Here is a 23,861-nt window from a genome sequence, read left to right as displayed (position 1 = left end):
GGAAGATGACGTGCCCGCCAGGCCTTGCAGCATCGTGGGATCTTTCAGCACCGAGGCCATCAGTTCCTCGGCGCCGTGTTTACCGTCCATATAGGACAGCAGGTTGGACAGCTGGATATGCGCCTCCAGCAGGACGTTCAGCGGTTCGACCTGGCGCGCGACGGCGTCCGGCAAAAAGTCATCCATCTGGTTAAAGGTGAGCGATACCTCCAGTTCATCCACGCCGGTCAGGGTGTTCTCCACCCGAATAGCCATGGCCGGCTGGAGTGATTTCATCCGTTCGTTAAAATTATCGACGTCGATATCGAGGAATTTACGTTCATCGATACGCACCGGCGGCTCTTCCACCGGGCCGCTTAAATCCGCCATCACCCCCATGACAAAAGGCAACTGTACCGTGCGCTCGGCGCCGTATAATTCAACCTCATATTCAATCTGCACGCGCGGGGCGCGGTTGCGGGATATGAATTTTTGTCCGCTATGTGCGTCTGTCATCTCTCTTGCTCCTTATGGTCTTTACAACCGAAAAAACGCTCCAATTGGCTTACCGCCTCCGGCGCCAGGTTACCCACTATCGCCATAAAGTCCTGGCTCATTAACCCCTGGATCCGGGCGATCATTAACGGCGCCGGATGGCTTGATTCATATTGCGTAAAATAAATCTTCACCTGTTCCAGCGCCCGGTAGGCGTCGTCGCGGGTGAGGATGCCCCCCTCGCGCCATGAAGACGGTTGCGCCGCCGCGGGATCGGTGGAGACGGCGCGGACTGGTACCGGCGATGGCTCAGGCAGATCGGGCGGCGGCATCGTCGCCAGCGCGCGGGACAAGGTGCGCAGCGCGGCCAGCTGGCCGGGCATGTCCGGCAGCGCCGTTTCGCCCAAATGCTCGCGCAGCAGGCAAAACAGGCGCTCCAGGGCGGAGCCAATCAACGGGATATGCCGCGCGTGGGCGGCAAGACCCCGCTGGATGGCGGCGGCCATCCGCGCCGGCCCGCCGGGATACCCCGTGGCCACGGTCCCCAAGCCGTCCAGGGCGGCAACGGCATCGGCAAACGTCAGGCTTTGGCCCGCGTCGCGCGCAAACGGGCTGCGGCGCAGCAGTTTTGCCAGGTCAAAGCTATCGCCCAGCTCGCGCAACAGGTTGATGCGCATCAGGGGATCGGCCTCACCCTCCAGCGCCAGCGGCGGCAGCAGCGGCTGCCAATATCTGCCGAGCGCTTCGCCAATCAGCATGACGCCGTCGGCATAACCGGCCAAGCCGCGCAGGGCGGTCCAGGCTTGGGCAAGCAGCAGCATCACGCGCAGATCTTTGCTGCACGCCAGCAGGTCGAGGGCGTGTTTTTCCACCTGTCGCCAGTCCGGTTCCTGCGCCGGAATCAGGGTATCGCCGAACTGCTGCTCGGCTTTACCGCGCGCCAGCTGGATCATCTGCATAAAGGACAGGTCGTACTCCAGGTTTTCACCGCAGGGCGCGTCGGCGGTGACGGGGGTAAGCAGGTCGTTGATGTTCATAACGGCTCCGGTGGCGCGACACAGCTGAAGTTCGGCAGGATGAAGGGGTTGCGTACGCCGTCCGGCGCAAGTGCCAGCGTCACGTCGCGGCCCGCGACGGTGAAGGTAATCCGCCGCGCGCCGGCGCTGCCCTCCCGCCGGTTTTTGCCGCGATCCAGCAGCCGGTGCAATGCCCAGGGGCCCTGCTGTTCAAGGTGGTGGGTGGCGCCGTCGGCCAGCGTCACGGCCAGCCGTGCCGTGCCCGCGCGCCGTGGCCCCGGCCAGTTGAGGCGATAGGTCATCGACGGGCCATGGTTATAGCTGAGGATTTGTCCGTCGATATCCAGCGACAGGCTGAGGATGTCGTGGTCCATCCCCAGGGGGCGCAGGGTAAAGGAAAACGAGGCATGCGCCGCGCCTGGAGGGAAAAACGCGTCGCCGATATCACGCGCAACGCGGAAAAATTGCAGCAGCGCGTCCCCGGCGGCCTGGTCGCCGGCGTTTAACAACGGGGAAAAGCGCCAGTGGCTTGCGCCGGTATTCACTTTATCCGCCAGGTGTTGCCGCCAGAAACGATCGGCCAGGCCCTTTTCCGGCGCAAACAAACGCGCCAGATCGTCCGGGCTGAGGTCGACGGCGCTTTGGGGAGATAAGGGATAGCGTCCGTCGGCAACCTGCCGGCAATAATCACCGATATGGGTATCAAACTGCTGGCGCAGCCGCTGCAACGCCTGGCGCCGCGTGTCATGGCCGGCCCCCTCGGCCAGCCCGAGCACCAGGCTGCGCAAAGGCTGCGGCAAACTCAGGGCATCGGCCCGCAGCCGGGTCAAGCTATCCCCGGGCGCGGCCGCCGTGTCGCCGCCGTCCTGCAGCGCGACCAGATAGCGATAGACGCTGCCCAACTGCGTCAGGATATCGTCAAACATAATGGCGTCGCCGTTTTCATTGCGCGGGCGGGCCAGATCGATGATATCCCGGTAGTGGTCCCTTGCCACCCGCTCGGGATGGCGCTCTTCATCCTGGAGGTCCGGGCGGGAAAATACACTGTCAAGCAGGCGGCGGGTGCCGGCGCTGAACTGCCGGCTGATATCCGGCAGCGTGGCGTCCGCCGCCCGCGGCGGTGATAACGCGAGCACCGGAGCGATGTTCACCACCAGGCTGCGCAGCGGGGAACGCTCGCCGGACAGGACGCGCGCGCTGTTGATGCGCCGGTTCAGGTCCGGCGCCGGCATCAGGCCGATATCGCCGAGAAAGCTATCCCAGCGGGTAATAAAATCGTTCATGTACCAGTAGCGGACATTGGCGGACAGATCCTCGTCATCCCGCGGCATAGCCTGGTTTAGCACCCAAATATCCTCATGCTGTAACACGCCCAGGGTCGCTGCGACCTGTGGATGGAAACCATGCCAATACCCCTCGGGGGTAAACAGCCCGGGGACACCATCCGTTATAGGCAGGCCGCTCTTGCGCGCCAGCTCATGTTCCGCCGGCGCGCCGGCCAGATCGATAAGGCTAAGGGACTTGAACCGTTGGTCCCGGATATGCGATAGCTTGAGCCGCTGATAGGCGCGCTGGGACAGCGTCAACTGCCGGATGGCGGACTGCGCCGCCTCGACCAGGCGTAGGTCCGGGCCATAGGGCGAGCCCAACGGCGCGCTGGCGATCAGTTGCGCGAGATGCCGGCGTAGTTGGCCGCGCTCCGTGGCATCAAGCTGCGCTGCGCCCGGCATGGCCGACAGCGTCATCAGCACCCAGGCCAGTAAAAATTCACCATCGTAATACTGCGGCTGATGCAGCATCTGATAGGCTTTCAGCGCCTGGTAGGTAAAATCCGTCTCGCCGAAATCCGCCCGGGACAACACCGTGGCGACCTGCTGCGCCACCAGCGGCAGCAATACGCGCTTCAGGGCATGCTGGTAGACCAGTTCGCCGGCGCCGTGCAGCGTATGGCCCCGGTACAGGCCCATACGATAATCCAGCGGGGGATGGCGGTGATCGAAGCGATCGTTCCCGGCCCATACGCCCAGGCCGTTAAAAAAGGGCAGCAGTTGTCGCAGCCCGGGGGCGGAGGCGCCAAGAATGGCTGCGCTGAGCTGCTCCAGCGCCTGGGTGCGCACCTGCACCTGGGCCAGGTACAGGCGGTTGTTGTGGTAACTGGCAACGCAATATCCGCCCGTCGCCAGCAGCAGCGCGGATAACAATCCTCCGGCCGCGGCATAACCCAATCGCCGGCGATAGACGCCCCGGCGGCGGGTGCCGGCCAGGTTGCTTTCGGCCAGGATAATGTCCCTGAATAACGCCTTCAGAAAATAACTTTGCGGCGGCGGGGCCTCATTGGCCGGTGGCATCGCCGCCGCGAAACGGTGGTCGAACAGATCGTCCTGGCGAAAGGTAAGTGCGCTGGCGGCCGGGCTGGTTTTCTGGTTGGCGCTGGTGAGCCAAAGGCCCCTGGGCGCGGACACGGGACCATCGTGGGACGGCGCAAAAATAATTGCCAGATAGTGCAGCAGCGGAGGCCGCAGCGCGGCAAAGGCCTGCGGCAGGGCGAAGCTCCCGGCCCGCAGACGCGGATCCGTCTCCGCCAGCAGCGTATCCGCCAGCGCATCGTTCAGCCGCCGCTGCAACCGGTCACAGGCATCCTCGAAGACGCGCGGCGGCGAACTTTCGCTATCGGGTCCGGCCGGCCACGGAAAACTCACACCCCAGGACTGCTCCAGCTCGGGCCCGTCGAAGCGGCTGAAATACTGGCTGAACCCGGCCAGGCGATCGGCCTTGGTGATGATGATATAGACCGGTATGGCGATATTGAGCTGCCGGCGCAGCTCAAGCAGGCGGCGGCGCAAGATCCCGGCCTGCCGGTCGTGTACATCCCGCGAGGCTTGCAACAGGTCCTGGACGCTTATCGCCAGCACCACGCCGTTGACCGGCTGGCGGGGACGATAGCGCTTGAGCAAGACCAGCAAACGCCGCCACCGGTCGCCGCCGTCATCCAGAAAGCTGCCGGCGGGACTAATCAATACGCCACGGGACGCAAAATACCACTCGCACGGGCCTGGCGCCGGCCGGCCGGCGGCCGGTTCCCCTGGTGCGAGAAAATCCAGCCCGGCATGTTTTAATGCCCTGGACTTGCCGCTGCCGGCGGCTCCCACCACCAGATACCAGGGCAGGTGATACAGACAGGCGCGCCCGTTGCCCGGCAGCCAGAATTTTGTCAGTCCGCCGCCGCGACAGTAATGCCGCCTCAGCGTCCTAACCGCCTGTTTAAAGCCCGCGGCCAGCGTCTGCGCTTCCATCGCCTCCGGCAACGGCGCCGGGCTTAGCGGCTGCAGTTGCCGGCGCAGGCTACGTTGGAAACAGGCCCGGCGCGTCAGGGCAACCAACCGTAACAGCAGCCAGAGCGCCGCCGCCGCGCCGGCCACCTGATAGCGGACAACGGCCGGCGCCAGGGGACGCGCTTCGCCGACGGCAAGCGAGGGCCCGATAAACCACACCATCAGGCCAAACCCCGCCACCCCGATAATGCCGCGCAATAATCCAAGGCCGCGCAGCGCCCGCAACACCCTTAACATACGGTTATTTCCTGCTTCATTCGCTGTCGCTTTTGGCGGCGGCCAGAGTAAATATAATGTCGATGCGCCGGTTAATGGCGCGGTTTTCCGGCGTGGTATTCGGCACCAACGGCGCCTGGCCGGCGGCGCTTTCGACCGTTACCCGTCCCGGCTGGTGCAGCGCCGGGCGCAGTATCCGGGCAACGGTTTCGGCGCGCGCCAACGCCAGCGCGTGGTTAGAGGTAAAAGCGGCGCCGTGGATCCGCTGGTTATCGCTGTGCCCGCGCACCGTTACCGCACCGGTGGTGAACGCCAGATGCCGGGCAATCAGCCGGATAGCCGGCTGATATGAGGCGTCAAGGCGCGCGGAGGCGGAAGCGAACAGATCGCCGCCCAGCAGGGTAATGGTCGCCCGTTCATCCTGTAAGGCCACCGCGACGCGGCTGACGGCGATATCCTCCGCCAGGGCCTGCATCAGCTCCGCCAGCGAAAACTCGCCCACCGGCGACGAAGGCTTGGGCAGCGGCAGGCTGAACAGCATGTTTTGTACCCGGCCGGCGGCGGCATCCAGCCGGCTATTAAGGTCGATATACAGGAAACACAGCAGGATGCAGCACAACAAGAAGCACAGCGGCAGCGCCAGCCTGGCCCGGGACGGCCGCCGCGGCGCGGACCTTCGCGGACAGGGTCCGCCCAGGGAACGGGCGTAATCGCCCCTGGCGCCGCGAATCTGTTGCGCCAGCCGCTGGGTCAGGATTTCCAGCCGGTAGATGCCGTTCTCCATCACCCGGTAGCGACCGCCGAAACCCAATAACAAACAGAAGTAGATCACTTCCAGCAGATCGATATGCGCCTGCGGCTGTTGCAGCAGCGTCGCCATCAGCTGAAAAAACTTCTCGCCGCCGTTGGTTTCATTATGAAAAGCCACCAGCAGGCCGTTGCCCGCCCAAATACTGCTTTTGCCCCAGTCGGTCAGCGCCACGGCTTCATCCAGCGACGTGCACAGGCAGTAACGCGCGCCGATAACGACGTTATAATCCTGTCCATCCTCCCGGCAAACCTGCTCAAAACGGCGCACCTCGTTGATCATCTGCAACCGCAGCGCCCCTGCGTCCGCGGGCGGCGGCGCCAGGCGAAAATGGGCCACGGCGTTCAGCAATGGACAGGCCGCGGCCAATAGCTGGTTGGGTTGCGCGGCGCGCAGGCGGTCGCGGCTTATCATGGCTGATCACCGCCCAGCGCGGAGGATCGCCTTACCGCCCACAGCGTAATATCCAGCCGGGCGAACTCGCCGGTGAGATACAGGGCGAAGACGCCGTTTATTGCCAGCGGTTGCCATAACCCGCCGCTGTGCTCCAGGGCGAAATAGCTGGCGCCTTTACGCAGGGGAAGCTGTCGGGGCGCCTGCGGCAGGGGGCGCAGGGGAATGCCCGGCAACTGCAATTGCACCACGTCGCGGATGCGGCACACCGGCGCAATCTTTATCTGCGCCAGGAACGCGCTCATTGGCGCCCCGGCTGCCAGTTCCCCCACCGCCAGCACAAAATCGAACCGGTCGAGCATCGCTTTATCCGGCAGGGTGGCCAGGTTCAGGCCCGGCATACGCTCGGTCAACGGCAGGGGGATGGCGCTCTCTTCCAGGGCGATAAACAATCCCTGGCGCAGCAAAGACATCAGGGCCTCAAAACAGCCGCCGGTATCCGCATGGTCATAACGGGGAATATCGCCCTCGAAGGCATGAGGTGCCCGGTATATCGCCAGTTCCAGCGCGAACGGCAGCCATTCGGCGAACAATCGCTCGGGATGTACCCGGGGAGCGTGCAGTAGGTGGCTGACCCTGGCGCTGAATCGGTGGAGCAGCGCCTGCAGCATCAGGTCCGCCGCCGTCATGTCCCGTCCCTCTTCCCGCCGTTGCAAATGGCGTCCCAGCCGCTGGCGGCGCTGCTGCAGCAATCCCGCCAGTTCCTGGGCCATACCGCGCAAGCTAGGGCTGACCCGGCTGTCCAGCAGGGGAGGAATAAAATCCTGGTCCAGCACGACGCAGCCGTCGCGGTCTTTTTCCAGCACCCGTACCGCGCCCATGGCCTGCCATTCGCCGTTAAGCTCGTTTTGCGGCAATAACCGCAGGCGCAGCCTGCCGCACTGGATCTTCGCGCTGCCCATCGACAGCGCATTGGCATCATTGATCTCTTTTTCAAAGGCCAGATACCGGGCCGGCGAATCCGCGGCCTCATTAAATATCACCGTTTCCCGCCCCTCTCGCCGGATGGGCAATGCCAGCACGATGGTCAACGCGCCGCAGCCGGCGCGGATATCCAGCGCCGCCGGGGCGTCACCGGCATCGGCAAATTCAAACGGCGTGCCGTCCGGCAGGATGCCGGCGGCGGCGGCCAGCGCCACCTTGCCCAGCGACAGCAGGCTTTCGTCCATCCGCAGCACGGAAAACCCCCAGGGATAGAGGCCCTCCCGCATGCTCCATTGCCGAAGTTCCAGATAGTCTTCGGCCTGCTGGAAATGGTGTGGGCGCAGGAACATACCTTCGGTCCAGAGTACTTTATGGCTATTTTTCATCATTATTTACCTGCAACCCGTCCGCGGTGACGATAATCACCCGGTCCGGGCCGGGCGGGGACGACGGCCAGAGTCGGGTCCATAGCGGGGGCTCCGGCGACGGCGGCAAGGGCAGAACCAGCCGCCAGCGTTGAACGGTGATGTTTTTGTATTCGGCAAACAAGCCCAGATAACGCGCGTCGGGAGACATAACCAGCGGCAGGGTCCGGGACGCCTCGCCGGGCAGCAGGAAAATCTCCTCGCCGCCAAGGCCATTGCCCGCCAGCGCCGTATGCGCGTCATGTTGCAGTTCCTGATAGCCGGCCGACAAAAAACGGGCCTTATGGCTAAGCTGCCATACGGTGATTTTTAACGGCGCGCCCTGATTCAGCGGGCCATGGGCGATAAACTCCAGCGAACTGGTCCGGCCATAACCGCCCTGCGGTTTTTCGCCCCCGGCGCAGCCGGTGATAAACATCATCAAGGCCAGGACGCCCGCGAAAAACGGATAACGGCGCCGGGGAAAACGTGACGGCATAAATATGTCCTGTTACCGGCGGGCGGTTATAACCCGAGCATCATGATTTTCAACTGGCTGGGAATCAGCCGCATCCCCACCATATTGGTACCGTTTTGTAAACTCAGGCTGGTCACGCGGGTGGCGGGAGAGCCTTTGATCAGGGTGGTAAAGGCGCCGGTTAGATGGCGCGAGGTTCCCATCACCGTGCCCGACATCACTCCCAGGTTAATGCCGGGGTTATCGCCAAAACTGGCATAGGTGAGGGTCGCCATATTGTGCGCGGGCAGCCCGCCGAACAGGATGGTATAGGTATGCGGTGTCGCCATGCAGCCCAGCGCCATATTGGGGTAAGGGACAGGCACGGGTACCGGCGTCGGTGTCAGGCACACGTCGGGGAAAGCCAAATCCATGCCGAATAATTGACAATTCGCAAACATATCCTTTTCCCTTCCACACGGTCGTACGCCAAAAACATTGACGACAACGCTACCAAATAAACGCCAAAAACCTCTACGGCGTTTACCTGATTTTATGCTCAACCGTTGTCTTGCCGGCGGGCGCGGGATGACCGGTTTTTCACCGGGAACGCTATCGTCACATTGCCGGTCGGTTTGAAAACGCGGGCAAATAGCGTTTATTTTGTGATATGTTTTTATCCGTTGCGCCAGCCGTGGAGTATTGTCCCGATGATCAACCTGCTTGCCGTTTCCGGCTATCGTTCGCTGCGTAACCTGGTGCTGGAACTGGGGCAAATTACCGTGATAACCGGACCGAACGGCGCGGGTAAATCCAGTATCTATCGCGCGCTGAATCTCCTGGCCGATATTGCCCAGGACCGCATAGTGCAGTCGCTGGCCGCCGACGGCGGCCTGGCATCCACCTTGTGGGCCGGGCCGGAAACCTTTTCGCGCGCGATCATCACCGGCAGCGTTCCCCTTCAGCGTCCCCATGCGCGGCAGGCGCCGGTCAGCTTAAGGCTGGGGTTTGCCGGCGACGACTATGGCTACGCCATTGATTTGGGGCTGCCGGAAAGGGTCCCGCCCTCCGCGTCGATGTTCTCACGCGATCCGCATATCAAAAGCGAAGTGGTCTGGCATGGCCCGCTATACGGCAAAAGCGCGGCGCTGGCGGATCGCCATGGGCCTGCCGTGCGGGTACGCGACGAACGGGGCGTCTGGCAGAAACCCTTCCATAACCTGGCGCCGTTCGACAGCATGATGACCCACTGCATCGATCCGCAAAACGCGCCGGAGCTGCTGATGCTGCGCGAAACCATGCGCGGCTGGCGTTTTTACGATCATCTGCGCACCGACCGCGACGCCCCGGCGCGCCGTCCGCAGATCGGCACCTATACGCCGGTGCTGGCCGCCGACGGCGCCAACCTCGCCGCCGCCGTCCAGACCATTTATGAAATTGGTTTTGGGGAGGATTTGGACGAGACCATCCATGACGCGTTTCCCGGAGCCGCCCTGCACGTCGCGCAAAACGACGGTTACCTGGAGCTGCGCATGTCGCAGCACGGGCTATTGCGCGCCTTAAAGGCCGCTGAACTGTCGGACGGCACGCTGCGCTTTTTGCTGCTGGCGGCGGCGCTGCACTCGCCGCGCCCGCCGGCGCTGATGATCCTTAACGAACCGGAAACCAGCCTGCACCCGGAGCTATTGCCGGCCCTGGCGCGCCTGGTTGGCAACGCGGCGCGGCGCACGCAGATGGTGATTGTTTCCCATGCCGTCGACCTGGTGGACGAGCTGCGCTCGGCCTCGGCGATTACGCCGGCGGTGCTGGAAAAACGGCTGGGGGAAACGCTGATTAAAGATGACGACGCGCCGGTATGGCATTGGCCGGCGCGCTGATGCTAATGGCCCTGTTGTTGTTCAATACGCGCCAGGTCACGGTAAATAACGCTGTATCCTGACCTGGCGGTTCTTTTTCCACCGTTTTTCCAACAGCCGTAGCCTGAACGGCGGCTGCGCAGTAAGCACAGGGTGGCGACGCGCTATCCCGCGCGTCACCCAAGCTATTGCCGCGCTGCCGGGCATACTGCCTGACCGAGCTGTGGCTGGCTTAACTTGGCCAGGAGATCCGGATGGGCAACCAGATAGCTTTCAACGATGTACTCTATTTCTGCCTGCTGCCGGGCGGTAAAATCGCCGGTGGCCGGATCCGGAGTGGGGGCGGGCACCGGCGATACCGCCCATAACAGGCAGGAAACCGACAGGCATGCCATAAACAACAATAGATTAACGACAAAATATTTCATTTTCTTGCCGACCTCATACTTATGATAGCGCGATAATTCGCACTTTCGCCCTGCCGCCGCCTTTCTTTTACCCAGGCGTCGGGTTGAACCGTCCGCCGTCGGACCCTTAGCGCACCCGAGGAGTGTTACCCTCGGGTTCGGTCTCCAGATAAATATCCGCGCGGGAAATGCTCCAGACAAAATTTCTTTTATTAATAGGTTCATAACCCATTTTTTCATATAGCCACGGGGCATAGGTGGTCACCAGCATAATGCGCCTTAACTCCGACATCAGCGGATGGTCCAGGCAGCAGCCCATCAGCCAACGGCCCAGGCCGGCCCCGCGGTATGCCGGCATGATAAACACGTCGCACAGATAACCGAAGGTGGCGAAATCGGTGATCACGCGGGTAAAGCCAATTTGCCGGGTTTTCCGGTACAGGCCGAAACACAGGCTGTTGTTTATCGATTGCCGCACCCGCGCTTTATCGATGCCTTTTGCCCAATGGGATTGAGTCAGGAACTGGTGGATAACATCGATATCCAGCAAACTCCGGTCGGTACTGACCTGGTAAATATCTTTACTCCATGTGAATACCGGCTCATTTTCCACTGCTTTTTTATCGGTCCTCGTCGCTGTGGTCATATCCTGCGCCAGGCTTTTCTGATAAAGATATTGTGGGTTCTTCATGATAAAACATAGCTCCGCTCATTTAGCCATACTATTCAAATAACACCTCATACCGCTCAGTCCATTTAAATTAACGTATCACTTCCTGTTGTATTCAGAGGGTGTTCTGACGTTAGATTAAGAATAGAAGTTCAAATATAAAAATTTTATAAAAAATAAAGATAAAGATGTAATTTTTACGTATTGATACCGACGCCCTGGCGGATGGACGACAACCAGATACGGGTTGGCATCGGTGCCGGCCAGCCGGTACCTCAATCACATGGCCAAGGCTATACATGGCGAATGCCGAAGCCGGGAAATGTTAGGCACAGTTATCGGCCCGAATAAACTCAGGATAGCGGGTAAAGGATAAAACCGTCGTAAAAAGAGAGGATTGGCATATAAATTTTTTATATAAACATGGGTGATAATAATCATGGCAAAAACAATATAATTTCGGACTGCGATTTTTATAAAATTTTTATATCCAGCCCAGGTAATTTTACATTAACTTTTCATACAAAAATTTACACTCGCTCCACCTGGGAAATCCCTGTGGAGGTGCACTGTGAGTATTGGATTGATAACCGGCATCGTGCTGGTGTTTTTACTGCTGGGCTATTTGGTCTATGCCCTGATTAATGCGGAGGCATTCTGATGGCTTCCAGCGCGTTTTTGCTCATCTTCAGCTATCTGGCCGTACTGCTGATCCTGGCGCGTCCCCTGGGGCAAGGGCTGACCAGATTTATCAATGATAAGCCCGCCCCCGGTTTCGCCGGTATCGAGCGCCGGTTATGGCGTCTGTGCGGCGTGTACAAACAGGATATGAACTGGCGCGGCTACCTGCTGGCCATTTTGTTGTTTAACCTGCTCGGCATTATCGTGCTGCTGGCCATGTTGATGCTGCAGGACCACCTGCCGTTGAACCCACGGCATCTGCCGGCCCTGTCCTGGCATCTGGCGCTCAACACCGCGATCAGTTTTGTCACCAACACCAACTGGCAGTCCTATGCCGGCGAAAGCACCATGAGCTATTTCAGCCAGATGGTGGGGTTAACCGTGCAGAACTTCCTGTCGGCGGCCACCGGCATCGCCGTGGCGTTTGCGCTGATCCGGGGATTTGCCAACCGCTCGGTGGCAACGCTCGGCAACGCCTGGCGCGATATGGCGCGCATCACCCTTTATGTCCTGTTGCCGATTGCGCTGCCGATCGCGCTGGTGAGCATCAGCCAGGGCACCCTGCAGAATTTCAGCGATTATCTCAGCCTGACGACGCTTGAGGGCGCGCAGCAGACGTTGCCCATGGGACCGGTGGCTTCGCAGGAAGCGATAAAAATGCTCGGCACCAACGGCGGCGGCTTCTTTAACGTTAACTCCGCCCATCCGTTTGAAAACCCGAACCTCATCACCAACTTTATCCAGATGATTGCCATTTTCCTGATCCCGGCGGCGCTGTGCTTCGCCTTTGGTAACGCCGTGCGCGATCGGCGCCAGGGCCATGCCCTGCTCTGGGCCATGTCGCTGATGTTTATCGCCGCCGTGGCGGTGGTGATGTGGGCGGAGCTGAGCGGCAATCCGCACTTCCTGCAGTTGGGGGCGGACAGCGCCGTCAATATGGAAGGCAAGGAGACCCGTTTCGGCATCCTAAACTCCAGCCTGTTTGCGGTGATAACCACCGCCGCCTCCTGCGGGGCGGTTAACGCCATGCATGATTCCTTTACCGCGCTGGGCGGCATGATGCCCATGTGGCTGATACAAGTCGGCGAGGTGATCTTTGGCGGCGTCGGCTCGGGCCTGTACGGCATGCTGCTGTTCGTGCTGCTGGCGGTGTTTATCGCCGGATTGATGATCGGCCGCACCCCGGAATACCTCGGTAAAAAGATCGAAGTGTGGGAAATGAAAATGACCGCCATCGCGATCCTGATCACCCCCGCCCTGGCGCTGCTGGGCACCGCGCTGGCCATGATGACCGAGGCCGGGCGCGCCGGGATGCTCAACCCCGGCACGCACGGCTTTAGCGAAGTGCTCTACGCCGTTTCTTCCGCCGCCAATAACAACGGCAGCGCCTTTGCCGGCCTGAGCGCCAACACCCCGTTCTGGAATCTGCTGCTGGCGGTCGCCATGCTGCTGGGCCGCTTTGCGGTCATCGTGCCCGTCATGGCCATTGCCGGCTCGCTGGCGATAAAAAAAGTCCAGCCGGTCGGCAGCGGCACGCTGCCCACCCATGGCCCGCTGTTTATTTCGCTGGTCATCGGCTCGGTGCTGCTAGTAGGTGCGCTTAACTTTATCCCCGCACTGGCGCTTGGCCCGGTGGCGGAACATTTGCAACTGCTTGGTCATTAATCGCCGGAGAATTTAGCCATGAGTCGTAATCAAAAAGCGCTGTTTGACGGAGCGTTGATCCGCGCCGCTCTTGCGGATGCGTTTAAAAAGCTGGATCCACGCGTGCAGTTCCGCAATCCGGTGATGTTTGTCGTCTACCTGGGCAGTATCCTGACGCTGTTGCTGTCCATGGGCATGGCGGCGGGGCTGACCGAGGGTGATGCCGGCTTTACCGCCCACGTCTCGCTCTGGCTGTGGTTTACCGTACTGTTTGCCAATTTTGCCGAGGCGTTGGCCGAAGGACGCAGCAAGGCCCAGGCGGAAAGCCTGAGAGGCGTGAAAAAAACCAGCTGGGCGAACAAACTGGCCGAGCCGCGTTACGGCGCCGCTATCCAGAAAGTGGCCGCCGATTCGCTGCGCAAGGGCGATGTGGTACTGGCCGAGGCGGGAGATATTATCCCCTGCGACGGCGAAGTGATGGAAGGCGGCGCCTCCGTGGATGAAAGCGCCATTACCGGTGAATCCGCGCCGGTGATCCGCGAGTCGGGCGGCGACTTTGCCTCGGTAACCGGCGGGACGCGCATTTTGTCCGACTGGCTGGTGATAAAATGCAGCGCCAATCCGGGCGAAACCTTCCTGGATCGCATGATTGCCATGGTGGAAGGCGCCAAGCGGCGTAAAACACCCAATGAAATCGCCCTGACCATCCTGCTGGTGGCGCTGACCATCGTCTTCCTGCTGGCGACGGCGACGCTGTATCCGTTCTCGGCCTGGGGCGGCGCGCCGGTGACCATTACGGTGCTGGTGGCCCTGCTGGTCTGCCTGATCCCGACCACCATCGGCGGCCTGCTGTCGGCCATCGGCGTGGCCGGGATGAGCCGCATGCTGGCGGCCAATGTCATCGCCACCAGCGGACGCGCGGTCGAGGCGGCGGGCGATATCGACGTCCTGCTGCTGGATAAAACCGGCACCATCACGCTCGGCAACCGTCAGGCCACCCGCTTTATGCCCGCGCATGGCGTGAGCGAAGAAGAATTGGCCAACGCGGCGCAGCTGGCTTCGCTGGCCGATGAAACGCCGGAAGGCCGCAGTATCGTGGTGCTGGCAAAGCAGAAATTTAACCTGCGCGAGCGTAATCTGCAAAGCCTGGACGCGACCTTTATCCCGTTCTCGGCGCAGACGCGCATGAGCGGCGTGAATATACAGCAGCGCATGATCCGTAAGGGGGCGGTGGATTCCATTCGCCGGCATATCGAAAGCAACGGCGGCCGTTTTCCCGCCGAAGTCGTCATTCTGGTCGAAGAGGTGGCGCGCACCGGCGGCACGCCGCTGGTGGTGGCGGAGGATGCGCGCGTCATGGGCGTGGTCGCCCTGAAGGACATCGTCAAGGGCGGCATTAAAGAACGCTTTGCCGAACTGCGCAAGATGGGCATCAAGACCGTAATGGTCACCGGCGACAACCCGCTGACCGCCGCCGCCATTGCCGCGGAAGCCGGGGTGGATGATTTTCTCTCCGAAGCCACGCCCGAAGCCAAGCTGGCGTTGATCCGCCAGTACCAGGCCGAGGGGCGGCTGGTGGCCATGACCGGCGACGGCACCAACGATGCGCCCGCGCTGGCGCAGGCGGATGTGGCGGTGGCCATGAATTCCGGGACCCAGGCGGCAAAGGAGGCCGGCAATATGGTGGACCTGGATTCGAACCCCACCAAGCTGCTGGAGGTGGTGCATATCGGTAAACAGATGCTGATGACGCGCGGTTCGCTGACCACCTTCAGCATCGCCAACGATGTCGCCAAATATTTTGCCATTATACCGGCCGCGTTTGCGGTGACCTATCCGCAGCTGAATATGCTTAACGTCATGCACCTGCACTCGCCCGGCTCCGCCATTTTATCGGCGGTGATATTTAACGCCTTGGTGATCGTCTTCCTGATCCCGCTGGCGCTGAACGGCGTAAGTTATCGTCCCATGGGGGCCGCCGCCTTGCTGCGCCGCAACCTGTGGATCTATGGCATGGGCGGCCTGCTGGTACCCTTTGTCGGTATCAAGCTGATTGATTTAATATTGACCGTTTTAGGTCTGGGCTAAGAGGAACCATCATGAGCCAATTACGTCCCGCCTTGATTTTGCTGGTCTTGCTGACCCTGATCACCGGTGTTGTTTATCCTTTATTAACCACCCAGCTGGCGCAGTGGTGGTTTCCCGCCCAGGCCAACGGCTCGCTGCTGGACGCCGGCGGTGAAAACCGGGGCTCCGCGCTGATAGGGCAGACCTTTACCCGGCCGGAATATTTCCAGGGCCGCCCGTCGGCCACCGGGGATACGCCCTATAATCCCCTGGCCTCGTCGGGCAGTAACCTGTCCGCCAATAATCCGGCGCTGGACGACGTGGTAAAACAGCGCGTGGCGGCACTGCGCGTGGCCAACCCGCGGGCCGACGGCCCGATCCCGGTGGATCTGGTCACGGCGTCCGCCAGCGGCCTGGACCCGGATATTTCGCCGCAGGCCGCCCAGTGGCAAGCGCCCCGTGTCGCGGCAACGCGCCATCTGCCCCAGGAGCGGGTGCGCCAATTGATTGAGGACCATACGTCACGACCACTACTGGGTTTTCTCGGCGAACCGACGGTGAACGTACTGAAACTCAACCTGGCGTTGGATGATCTCCCCAAGTCTTAAGGACGCCCCATGAGCGATGATGAACCCCAGCGCCCCGACCCGGACGCGTTATTATTGCAGGCCGGTATTAAAAAACGCGGCAAGCTGAAAATCTATTTCGGCGCCTGCGCCGGCGTGGGTAAAACCTGGTCTATGCTGCAGGAGGCCCGTCGCCTGCGGGCGCAGGGACTGGAGGTGCTGGTGGGGGTGGTGGAAACGCATGGGCGCGTTGAAACCGAGGCCTTGCTGGATGGGCTAACCCTGCTGCCGCGGCGGCCGACCGGCCGGCACAAGCATCAGGAGTTTGACCTGGACGCCGCGCTGGCCAGGCGCCCGGCGGTGATCCTGATGGACGAGCTGGCGCATACCAATGCGCGCGGCTCGCGCCATCCCAAGCGTTGGCAGGATGTCGAAGAGCTGCTTGACGCCGGCATCGACGTCCTGACCACCATCAACGTCCAGCATCTGGAAAGCCTGAACGACGTGGTAAGCGGCGTGACCGGCATCCGGGTGCGGGAAACCGTGCCGGACCCGTTTTTCGATTCGGCGGATGAGGTGGTGCTGGTGGATCTCCCCCCCGACGATCTGCGCCAGCGCTTGAAAGAAGGCAAGGTGTATATCGGCGATCGCGCCGAGCGGGCCATCGAAAATTTTTTCCGCAAAGGCAACCTATTTGCCCTGCGCGAGCTGGCCTTGCGCCGTACCGCCGATCGGGTGGACGACCAGATGCGGGTCTGGCGCGACGCCCTGGGAGGCGAGGACAAGGTATGGCATACGCGCGACGCCATCCTGCTGTGCATCGGCAATAATTCCGGCAGCGAAAAACTGGTGCGCACCGCGGCCCGGCTGGCCGCCAAGCTCGGCAGCGTCTGGCATGCCGTCTACGTGGAAACCCCCTCACTGCACCGCCTGGCCGAATCGCGTCGCCGCAGTATCCTGCGCACCCTGCAGCTCGCCCAGGAACTGGGCGCGGAAACCGCCACCCTGTCCGATCCCAGCGAGGTGAACGCGGTGCTGCGCTACGCCCGCGAGCACAACCTGGGTAAAATCATCACCGGCCGCCGCCCGGCCAAACGCTGGCGCAGGGACAGCTTTGCCGACCGGCTGGGCCAGCTCGGCCCCGATCTGGATCTGATGATAGTGGCGCTGGACGAGCCTCCGGCCGATGCCCCGGGCAGGCTGGCGGACAGCCGGTCCTTTACCGATAAATGGCGGGTGCAGTTGCGCGGGTGCCTGGTGGCGGTAGTGCTCTGCGCCCTGATTACCATCGGCGGCCGCTGGCTGCTGCCCGGCGTGGATCCCACCAATCTGGTGATGATCTATTTGCTCGGCGTGGCGATCGTGGCGCTGCGCTACGGCCGCTGGCCGTCGGTAGTGGCGACCATCCTCAACATCGTTATTTTTGATATGGTGTTTATTGCGCCTACCGGCACCGTGGCGGTGTCGGATGTGCAATATCTCTTCACCTTCGGCGTGATGCTGGCGGTGGGCATCATCATCGGCAACCTGACGGCGGGTGTGCGCTACCAGGCGCGCGTGGCGCGCTATCGGGAACAGCGCGTGCGCCACCTGTATGAAATATCCAAGGCGCTGAGCGGCGCGCGCGGCATGGATGAAATTGCCCATACCTGCCAGCGCATCATCGACAGTACCCTGCAGGCACGCAGCGAATTGCTGCTGCCGCAGGAAAACGGCGAGCTGGAGGCCATCGGCACCGTGCCGAACCTGACGGCGATCCCCGATCGCGCCATCACGCGCTGGAGCTTTGACAAGGGGCAACCCGCGGGCGCCGGCACCGATACGCTGCCCGGCGTGCCCTATCAGATCCTGCCGTTGAAAACCGCCGGCAAGACCCTGGGGCTGCTGGTGATTGAGCCGGCCAACCTGCGTCACCTGATGATCCCTGAACAGCAACGCATGCTGGAAACCTTTACCGTGCTTATCGCCGGCGCCCTGGAGCGCATGTTGCTTACGCGCAGCGAAGAGCACGCGCGGCTGGCCGCCGAACGCGAGGAGCTGCGCAATGCGCTGCTGTCCGCCCTGTCCCACGATCTGCGCACCCCGTTGACGGTTTTGTTCGGCCAGTCGGAAATCCTGACCCTCGACCTGGCCGCCGAGGGCTCTAGATACGCGCCGCAGGCCAGCCAGATCCGCCAGCAAACCTTAAGCACTATCCGGCTGGTGAATAATATGCTGGATATGGCGCGCATCCAGTCCGGCGGACTCAACCTGCGCGCCGAATGGGTGGCGCTCGAAGAGGTGGTCGGCAGCGCGCTGAAAATCATGGAGCCGTCGCTGTCCAAGCGCCAGATCAGGCTCGACCTGCCGGATCACCTGGTATTGATCAAAGCCGACGGCACCCTGCTTGAGCGGGTGTTCACCAACCTGCTGGAGAATGCGCTCAAATATGCGGGAGATCACGCGCAGCTGGGCATCCGCGCCTATGAGCAGCGCGACCGGTTGGAAATCGAGGTTTGGGACAATGGCCCGGGTATCCCGGAAGGGCAGGAACTCAAGATCTTCGAAAAATTCGCGCGCGGCAACAAGGAATCGGCCGTGCCCGGCGTAGGCCTGGGGCTGGCTATCTGCAAGGCGATTATAGAAATGCACGAAGGGCATATCCGCGCCGGCAACCGACCGGAAGGCGGCGCCTGCTTTTATATTACCCTGCCCATCACCCAACCGCCCATAGTGCCCGGGTATGCCGAAGAAGCGCAATGAACACCGTATTGATCGTGACTGCTGGCACGTGTCCGGGTCGCGTTGCGCCGGCGGGATACCGGGCAGGATTTCCAGGCGGCGATGGTTTCCCGCACAAAATCCTGGTACCGGCGCAACGGGTGTCCCAGCATCGATTCCAGACGCGGCGCGACATCCGGTCCCGCCGTCATGCCGTCCCGCTGGAAGGCCCGCATCATGGTGCGTATATGGCGCGGCCGGCATTAGAGGATAAGCGCCTGACGCGCTGGGGCACGTTGGAAGGTAAGCACTTGATTTCCCCACCGCAATGCGCAGCGTGGCATAACCCAAATCGACAATAACGCTCCAGCCTCAGATAGCTGGGCAATGTTATTTCCTCTCCCTGGCTCCGCTATCATGATTACCCGGACAACCGGATCATATATCGATACGATCGCGCCATACTTCCGCTATCAACTGATTTTGCATCAGCGCTTGCCAGGCATCTTCAACAGGCTTTGGGATATCCACATGGCAGATAAAACGTTTCCCTTTCGGGCCATATCCTTGTTGATCATCTCGCAAACGGGGAATTTCACCCAATAATAATGATATAAAACGATTTACCGGCCAGAGACCATCATGCCGGCCACCGGAAAAGCCGATGCCGCTGTTGGTGTTGGCCAGATGGGGAATATAGGTCGGCCAGTTGATAAATGTCGGCCGGTTGACCGCGTCTGACCAACAATGCCGAAAGGTGGCATCGGTCCGGCGCTGTAACAAGGGATCCTGGATAAGAATAATATTCCGCGATGTAAATCGCTGTTGCTCCAGCAGCGCACGTGTAAAACTGGCATTTTCGCCGGAGTTGCGCGAAGCGGTCTCCATAAATACCTGTTCCCCAGGCAGCGCCCAGAATCGGGTGGCAATATCATGCAAAATGGCGGCTTCCGGGCGGGCAGCGGCATCAATCGTCCGGTAGCGGGGATGTTGTGCTATAGCGGCGGTAAGAAACGAAGTGGAGTGGCCAATGCCGCCGGAGACAAACAGGGGAATGTTGCGGGCCTTCGCCAGCGCGCATGCGCCATCAATGGTCGTCAATATCGCATTACCGGCCAGGATAATGGCGTCGGCGCTTAAATTATCCCGATGGGCGGAAAAATCGTCAACGGCCAGCCAGGAAGCGATGGTATTCAGCGCCGTGATAACATCGGCAGGAAGTGGCGGCAGCCGCGATGCGGCAGAAATTTCGGTAGGCATTTTTCATAATCCCCGTTATTTGCGATATATTTTTATTGTGACGCTGGTCAGTTTACTCCAGGAAAGTCAGCGTTCATCGCAAACTTCCGCAAAACCGATTTTGTCACTTAGCGCCCACCTGCCAATCGACAGCACGAACCGACGTGTTTAAGGACCTGATAAAAAATGAAAATAGGTATTTTTTGTGGTTCCGCCCCTGGCGAGAACCCGCTATATATGACCGCGGCCAAACAGGTGGGTCAACAACTGGCATTGCGGCGTATCGGCATTGTGTACGGAGGAGGACGGGTAGGCCTGATGGGCGCGGTGGCGAATGCGGCGCTGACTGCCGGTGGTGAGGTGATTGGCGTCATGCCGCAGGGACTGGTCGACCGGGAGATAGCGCATAAAGGTTTGACCGACCTGCTGGTTGTGGCAAACATGCATGAACGTAAAGCGAAAATGGCAGTCCCACACAGATAGAGAAACGTTGAAGCCATGATAACGACCCCCGGTCGCCACCGTCATAGCGCAAATCCAGGCGTGCGGCTGCCTTGGCATTTTTGATTGGAGAGAACTTACCGTGCAAATAGCCTGCTTACATACTGCCGCCAGTAATATTGATGTTTTCGAGCGAGCTGCCGGGAAATTGGGTCTTTCGGCCGGGACGCTGCGCCATGAGGTTAGGGAAGATCTCCTTGATGCGGTGGAGTGTGCCGGCGGCATTACAGCAACTATTGCCGATGAAACAGCGGCAATATTGCTTAAACTGGCACAAGAAGCGGATGCCGTAATTCTCACTTGCTCGACGCTGGGTCCCGCCGTCGATAGTATTTCGGCTATGTCTTACGTTCCCATATTAAGGGTTGATATAGCGATTGCCGAACGGGCTATAGCCATTGGTGGTATGATTGTTGTTCTATGTGCGGCCGAGACGACGATGGCGGCCACCTCCCGACTGTTTAGTGATGCTATTCAGCATTCATTGGTTTCATCTGTTCACATCAGCTTGGTTCCAGATGCCTGGGCTTTATTCAAAGCAGGCAGGCAAGACGCATACTTATCCACGATTGCACGCTCTGTGGAACATGCATATGAGGAGGGCGCGACGATGGTGGTATTAGCACAAGCATCCATGGCGGATGCGGCTGAGCTGGTTAATCACTGGCCAACACCTATCACCAGTCCTCAATCCGGACTGATGGCCGCTATAAATCGGATATCAACCGAGATATAGCCAGCCTGAGGTTGCCCCCAGATATACCTATGCCAAACATAGGCCTGAAAACTCTCGCTTTCACGCTATCTCGATAAAGACATATTATCATCTATGCTGGATGATCAGGATTACAGACATATTGTCACGTCTGAACCAACCGGCCTTATGCAACACGAGTGGAAAAAACATGGCACCTGCTATGGGGAAGGACAGTTAGAGTATTTTAATGATTTCAAAAATCTTAGAACGGTAGTGAAATATAATAAAGAGTTTAGGGAACATATTGGAAAAACAGTTTTTCTAAAGGACTTGAAATACTGGTTTCCTGCTAATACCAGTTTCCGCTGTGCTTTCAAAAACGAGAAGCAGTATTTGTTTGAAGTTTTTTATCTGATAAACAAAGACGGCAGCCCTTTTTATCAGGAAAAATCGTTACAGATCGGGGAGCGTTGCATCGAGTCCCCGATAACCATACCTGATGCAATAAACGTTCATGGGTGATTGTGCGAAAAAATGACCTTGCTCATAAGCAAGGCAAAGGTGTGGTCCCCAACATGTCGCGTCATCAGCACAGCCTGAAGCATGCCCGGGATCGGCTAGCTTACCTGCCAGAACCTCCGGTTACAGTATGCCGAAAAACCTATTGCCACCAGTGTCGGAAATCCGGCATGTTTGTCCATGGAGTTGTCAGCCGGCAAGCATTGTTACTCCCGCAGGCCTGAAATGTGGAGCCGCGCCAGTATCACATTCAGTACCAAGCACCTCTTGGCCAGTTATATTTTTGATAGTGTATACTCCGCCTCCCCACAGCGTTATATCCATCCGCAGGACGGCCTTCACCGTAATAAGACCATCTTTAACCCTAATAACTTCGCCGGTGCCACCAACGTCAATCACTGGCATGGCATCGTTAGGATAATACGTAATGTCGAATGATACGCATGCTGGAGAAAATTTATTGCATGAATATTCCGCGCCATCTGGCGCCAAGCCAAAATCATACGTGGCGATGCCATTTTCCTTAAAAATCCACTTTTTTTCTCCCATGCCATCTCTTTCACTTTCATTAACACCGTTACAATTTTTCAGCGATGATGAAGAAGTTATTGCGTCTGCATTCATATTTTCACCTTCAAGTTTATTAAAAAAATATTTTTAATCAAGAAAACCGGACTGGGTTCAGTGATATTTATAAATATAACAAGAAAAAATAAACGCGGCATTAACGCAGATAATGAATATGAATTTACATCCGTTTTACGCAGGCGAAAAAAAACGGCAGGTCATAACGACCTGCCGTTTTTCTTTTTCTGGCCTTGCCCGCTACCGCCTGGGCAACACCATCGGGAATGTGGTCGGCGAGAGAGGATTCGAACCTCCGACCCACTGGTCCCAAACCAGTTGCGCTACCAAGCTGCGCTACTCGCCGTACTGCAACATCTTAAAACCGGTACTGCATAGGTTGTGGTGCGAAGAGAGGGACTTGAACCCTCACGTCCGTTAAGACACTAACACCTGAAGCTAGCGCGTCTACCAATTCCGCCACCTTCGCATGGCCACTAATAATGGGGTGACTGATGGGGCTCGAACCCACGACAACTGGAATCACAATCCAGGGCTCTACCAACTGAGCTACAATCACCATTACTGATACTGCTTACCGCAACGTGACGATACTGCTGACACGGCACTTGCGCACAAATTTATGGTGCGCCCGACAGGATTCGAACCTGAGACCTCTGCCTCCGGAGGGCAGCGCTCTATCCAGCTGAGCTACGGGCGCTTAGCGCCGTTGCGGGTGGGGATAGTACGGAATCGCGGCCTGACTGTCTAGTGCTTTTTGATACTTTTGCCGGGTTTAATGACCCTTTGCTCATTTACTGCCCGCTTAGCTCGCTTTTCCCACCGTGAAAACGCCATGCCCCCTTATTTTCGGCTACTTAACCCCGATCTGGCGACCCGCGCGCCTATAAACGTCCGCTGATATAGTAGCCGATGAAGCGCAACAGTTTCAGCTGGCGCCGGAGGCGGCTGGGCTGGCTGAACAGGCGATACAGCCACTCCAGGCCCAGGCGCTGCCAGATGAGGGGCGCACGCTTCACATGGCCGGTAAAAACGTCGTAGGTGCCGCCTACGCCCATGTAGAGCGCATTCGGGTAGCTGGCCCGGCAATCGCGCATCACCTTTTCCTGCTTGGGCGATCCCATCGCCACGGTAACGATAGCCGCGCCGCTGGCCCGCACCCGCGCGAACAGCGATTCCTGGGCGGCCGGGGCAAAATAGCCGTCCTGCAGGCCGACGATATTAACATTCCATTTCAGCCGCAGCCGCTCGGCGGTCTGTTCGAGGATGGCCGGCCTGCCGCCGATAAGGAACACCGGCGTGCCCTCTTTGCCCGCCCGCGCCATGATGCCTTCCCATAAATCGGCGCCGGCGATACGCGCGACGTCGGCGGACGGGTATTTGCGGCGGATCGATCGCACGATGCTGATGCCGTCGGCGTATTTGTATTCCGCTTTATTCAGCAGTTCGAGAAGCACGGCGTCCCGCTCCGAGGCCAGGACTTTTTCTGCATTGATGGCCACCAGGGTACCGGTCTTGACCCGCGCGCCGGCAAACAGGTAATCGACACATTGCCGTTGTTCATGAAAGCCCCAGATGACCAAACCGCGAATACGGTACTGAGCAATCCCATCCACAGTGTCCATTTATCATCCTTCCAGAGGTT

General features: G+C 59.7%; 19 protein-coding genes, 4 tRNA genes and 2 pseudogenes. 9 read left to right on the top strand and 16 right to left on the bottom strand.

Annotated features, from left to right (window positions below):
- Positions 1-27: 27 nt before the first annotated feature.
- The 7 genes and pseudogenes from tssB to GRH90_RS16760 all read right to left on the bottom strand — a co-directional run.
- Positions 28-495: pseudogene (gene tssB / locus GRH90_RS26295) on the bottom strand (type VI secretion system contractile sheath small subunit); the annotation flags it as partial.
- Positions 492-1,511, bottom strand: coding sequence for a type VI secretion system protein TssA (gene tssA, locus GRH90_RS16785; RefSeq protein WP_162367110.1), 1,020 nt, complete (start codon positions 1,509-1,511; stop codon positions 492-494). The gene tssA and the pseudogene tssB, both read right to left, overlap by 4 nt.
- The gene (tssM, locus tag GRH90_RS16780; RefSeq protein WP_162367109.1) at positions 1,508-5,059 is read right to left on the bottom strand and encodes a type VI secretion system membrane subunit TssM; all 3,552 of its coding nucleotides are present in this window, start codon (positions 5,057-5,059) and stop codon (positions 1,508-1,510) included. Before tssM ends, tssA begins: the two co-directional genes overlap by 4 nt.
- A 16-nt stretch (positions 5,060-5,075) precedes the next feature.
- Positions 5,076-6,260, bottom strand: a complete 1,185-nt coding sequence (icmH, locus tag GRH90_RS16775) for a type IVB secretion system protein IcmH/DotU (RefSeq protein ID WP_162367108.1) — start codon at positions 6,258-6,260, stop codon at positions 5,076-5,078.
- Positions 6,257-7,612 carry a type VI secretion system baseplate subunit TssK gene (gene tssK / locus GRH90_RS16770; protein WP_312857196.1) on the bottom strand — a complete coding sequence of 452 codons (1,356 nt, stop codon included), beginning with the start codon at positions 7,610-7,612 and terminating at the stop codon, positions 6,257-6,259. Before tssK ends, icmH begins: the two co-directional genes overlap by 4 nt.
- Positions 7,599-8,126 carry a type VI secretion system lipoprotein TssJ gene (gene tssJ / locus GRH90_RS16765; RefSeq protein ID WP_162367107.1) on the bottom strand — a complete coding sequence of 176 codons (528 nt, stop codon included), beginning with the start codon at positions 8,124-8,126 and terminating at the stop codon, positions 7,599-7,601. Before tssJ ends, tssK begins: the two co-directional genes overlap by 14 nt.
- Before the next feature lie 26 nt (positions 8,127-8,152).
- A complete protein-coding gene (locus GRH90_RS16760; RefSeq protein ID WP_162367106.1) occupies positions 8,153-8,545 on the bottom strand; it encodes a DUF4150 domain-containing protein in 393 nt (130 codons plus the stop codon).
- 249 nt (positions 8,546-8,794) lie between these two features.
- On the opposite strand from GRH90_RS16760, the gene GRH90_RS16755 reads away from it, so the two are divergent.
- The gene (locus GRH90_RS16755; protein ID WP_162367105.1) at positions 8,795-9,961 is read left to right on the top strand and encodes an AAA family ATPase; all 1,167 of its coding nucleotides are present in this window, start codon (positions 8,795-8,797) and stop codon (positions 9,959-9,961) included.
- 164 nt (positions 9,962-10,125) lie between these two features.
- Here GRH90_RS16755 and GRH90_RS16750 read toward each other — a convergent pair whose 3' ends face one another.
- Positions 10,126-10,368: a hypothetical protein gene (locus GRH90_RS16750; RefSeq protein ID WP_162367104.1), complete on the bottom strand. Its 243-nt coding sequence runs from the start codon at positions 10,366-10,368 to the stop codon at positions 10,126-10,128.
- 106 nt (positions 10,369-10,474) lie between these two features.
- Positions 10,475-10,993 (bottom strand): GNAT family N-acetyltransferase, encoded by a 519-nt coding sequence (locus GRH90_RS16745; RefSeq protein ID WP_162367226.1) that lies wholly within the window; start codon positions 10,991-10,993, stop codon positions 10,475-10,477.
- A 595-nt stretch (positions 10,994-11,588) separates the two neighbouring features.
- Between GRH90_RS16745 and kdpF the strand changes: the two genes are divergently transcribed.
- The 5 genes from kdpF to kdpD are packed head-to-tail and all read left to right on the top strand — an operon-like array spanning position 11,589 to position 18,717.
- Complete coding sequence (gene kdpF, locus GRH90_RS16740) at positions 11,589-11,678, top strand: K(+)-transporting ATPase subunit F (RefSeq protein WP_162367103.1); 90 nt, start codon at positions 11,589-11,591, stop codon at positions 11,676-11,678.
- Entirely contained in the window at positions 11,678-13,363 is a 1,686-nt protein-coding gene (gene kdpA / locus GRH90_RS16735; protein ID WP_162367102.1) for a potassium-transporting ATPase subunit KdpA, read from the top strand. Before kdpF ends, kdpA begins: the two co-directional genes overlap by 1 nt.
- Before the next feature lie 18 nt (positions 13,364-13,381).
- On the top strand, positions 13,382-15,430 hold the full coding sequence (gene kdpB / locus GRH90_RS16730) for a potassium-transporting ATPase subunit KdpB (protein WP_162367101.1): 2,049 nt from the start codon (positions 13,382-13,384) through the stop codon (positions 15,428-15,430).
- 11 nt (positions 15,431-15,441) lie between these two features.
- Positions 15,442-16,017, top strand: a complete 576-nt coding sequence (kdpC, locus tag GRH90_RS16725; RefSeq protein WP_162367100.1) for a potassium-transporting ATPase subunit KdpC — start codon at positions 15,442-15,444, stop codon at positions 16,015-16,017.
- Between the two features lie 9 nt (positions 16,018-16,026).
- Entirely contained in the window at positions 16,027-18,717 is a 2,691-nt protein-coding gene (gene kdpD / locus GRH90_RS16720) for a two-component system sensor histidine kinase KdpD (protein WP_162367099.1), read from the top strand.
- Positions 18,718-19,113: 396 nt separating this feature from the next.
- Here the strand turns inward: kdpD and GRH90_RS16715 are convergent, their stop codons facing one another.
- Positions 19,114-19,935: a YdcF family protein gene (locus tag GRH90_RS16715; protein WP_162367098.1), complete on the bottom strand. Its 822-nt coding sequence runs from the start codon at positions 19,933-19,935 to the stop codon at positions 19,114-19,116.
- A gap of 165 nt (positions 19,936-20,100) precedes the next feature.
- Between GRH90_RS16715 and GRH90_RS16710 the strand changes: the two are divergent.
- The 3 genes and pseudogenes from GRH90_RS16710 to GRH90_RS16700 all read left to right on the top strand — a co-directional run.
- Positions 20,101-20,382: pseudogene (locus GRH90_RS16710) on the top strand (LOG family protein); the annotation flags it as partial.
- A gap of 115 nt (positions 20,383-20,497) precedes the next feature.
- Positions 20,498-21,151: an aspartate/glutamate racemase family protein gene (locus GRH90_RS16705; RefSeq protein ID WP_162367096.1), complete on the top strand. Its 654-nt coding sequence runs from the start codon at positions 20,498-20,500 to the stop codon at positions 21,149-21,151.
- Between the two features lie 93 nt (positions 21,152-21,244).
- A complete protein-coding gene (locus tag GRH90_RS16700; RefSeq protein ID WP_162367095.1) occupies positions 21,245-21,634 on the top strand; it encodes a ribonuclease T2 family protein in 390 nt (129 codons plus the stop codon).
- A gap of 186 nt (positions 21,635-21,820) precedes the next feature.
- Here GRH90_RS16700 and GRH90_RS16695 read toward each other — a convergent pair whose 3' ends face one another.
- From GRH90_RS16695 to wecG, 6 genes are all read right to left on the bottom strand, one after another.
- Positions 21,821-22,255: a hypothetical protein gene (locus GRH90_RS16695; RefSeq protein WP_162367094.1), complete on the bottom strand. Its 435-nt coding sequence runs from the start codon at positions 22,253-22,255 to the stop codon at positions 21,821-21,823.
- Positions 22,256-22,485: 230 nt separating this feature from the next.
- Positions 22,486-22,562: transfer RNA gene (locus tag GRH90_RS16690), tRNA-Pro, on the bottom strand.
- Positions 22,563-22,598: 36 nt separating this feature from the next.
- A tRNA-Leu gene (locus GRH90_RS16685) sits at positions 22,599-22,685 on the bottom strand.
- Positions 22,686-22,699: 14 nt separating this feature from the next.
- A tRNA-His gene (locus GRH90_RS16680) sits at positions 22,700-22,775 on the bottom strand.
- A gap of 64 nt (positions 22,776-22,839) precedes the next feature.
- Positions 22,840-22,916, bottom strand: a tRNA-Arg gene (locus GRH90_RS16675).
- Between the two features lie 184 nt (positions 22,917-23,100).
- Positions 23,101-23,841 (bottom strand): lipopolysaccharide N-acetylmannosaminouronosyltransferase, encoded by a 741-nt coding sequence (gene wecG / locus GRH90_RS16670; RefSeq protein ID WP_162367093.1) that lies wholly within the window; start codon positions 23,839-23,841, stop codon positions 23,101-23,103.
- Positions 23,842-23,861 lie beyond the last annotated feature (20 nt).

The organism is Acerihabitans arboris (genome assembly GCF_010131535.1).
GTDB lineage: Bacteria > Pseudomonadota > Gammaproteobacteria > Enterobacterales > Enterobacteriaceae > Acerihabitans > Acerihabitans arboris.
The sequence above is the reverse complement of the archived record's forward strand: the minus strand, read 5'-3'. Positions and strand labels throughout refer to the sequence as shown.

Bases quoted from the DNA above. Each gene is read 5' to 3' on its own strand.
- tssA (WP_162367110.1), bottom strand. From the start codon at position 1,511: ATGAACATCAACGACCTGCTTACCCCCGTCACCGCCGACGCGCCCTGC.
- tssM (WP_162367109.1), bottom strand. From the start codon at position 5,059: ATGTTAAGGGTGTTGCGGGCGCTGCGCGGCCTTGGATTATTGCGCGGC.
- icmH (WP_162367108.1), bottom strand. From the start codon at position 6,260: ATGATAAGCCGCGACCGCCTGCGCGCCGCGCAACCCAACCAGCTATTG.
- tssK (WP_312857196.1), bottom strand. From the start codon at position 7,612: ATGATGAAAAATAGCCATAAAGTACTCTGGACCGAAGGTATGTTCCTG.
- tssJ (WP_162367107.1), bottom strand. From the start codon at position 8,126: ATGCCGTCACGTTTTCCCCGGCGCCGTTATCCGTTTTTCGCGGGCGTC.
- GRH90_RS16760 (WP_162367106.1), bottom strand. From the start codon at position 8,545: ATGTTTGCGAATTGTCAATTATTCGGCATGGATTTGGCTTTCCCCGAC.
- GRH90_RS16755 (WP_162367105.1), top strand. From the start codon at position 8,795: ATGATCAACCTGCTTGCCGTTTCCGGCTATCGTTCGCTGCGTAACCTG.
- GRH90_RS16750 (WP_162367104.1), bottom strand. From the start codon at position 10,368: ATGAAATATTTTGTCGTTAATCTATTGTTGTTTATGGCATGCCTGTCG.
- GRH90_RS16745 (WP_162367226.1), bottom strand. From the start codon at position 10,993: ATGACCACAGCGACGAGGACCGATAAAAAAGCAGTGGAAAATGAGCCG.
- kdpA (WP_162367102.1), top strand. From the start codon at position 11,678: ATGGCTTCCAGCGCGTTTTTGCTCATCTTCAGCTATCTGGCCGTACTG.
- kdpB (WP_162367101.1), top strand. From the start codon at position 13,382: ATGAGTCGTAATCAAAAAGCGCTGTTTGACGGAGCGTTGATCCGCGCC.
- kdpC (WP_162367100.1), top strand. From the start codon at position 15,442: ATGAGCCAATTACGTCCCGCCTTGATTTTGCTGGTCTTGCTGACCCTG.
- kdpD (WP_162367099.1), top strand. From the start codon at position 16,027: ATGAGCGATGATGAACCCCAGCGCCCCGACCCGGACGCGTTATTATTG.
- GRH90_RS16715 (WP_162367098.1), bottom strand. From the start codon at position 19,935: ATGCCTACCGAAATTTCTGCCGCATCGCGGCTGCCGCCACTTCCTGCC.
- GRH90_RS16700 (WP_162367095.1), top strand. From the start codon at position 21,245: ATGCTGGATGATCAGGATTACAGACATATTGTCACGTCTGAACCAACC.
- GRH90_RS16695 (WP_162367094.1), bottom strand. From the start codon at position 22,255: ATGAATGCAGACGCAATAACTTCTTCATCATCGCTGAAAAATTGTAAC.
- wecG (WP_162367093.1), bottom strand. From the start codon at position 23,841: ATGGACACTGTGGATGGGATTGCTCAGTACCGTATTCGCGGTTTGGTC.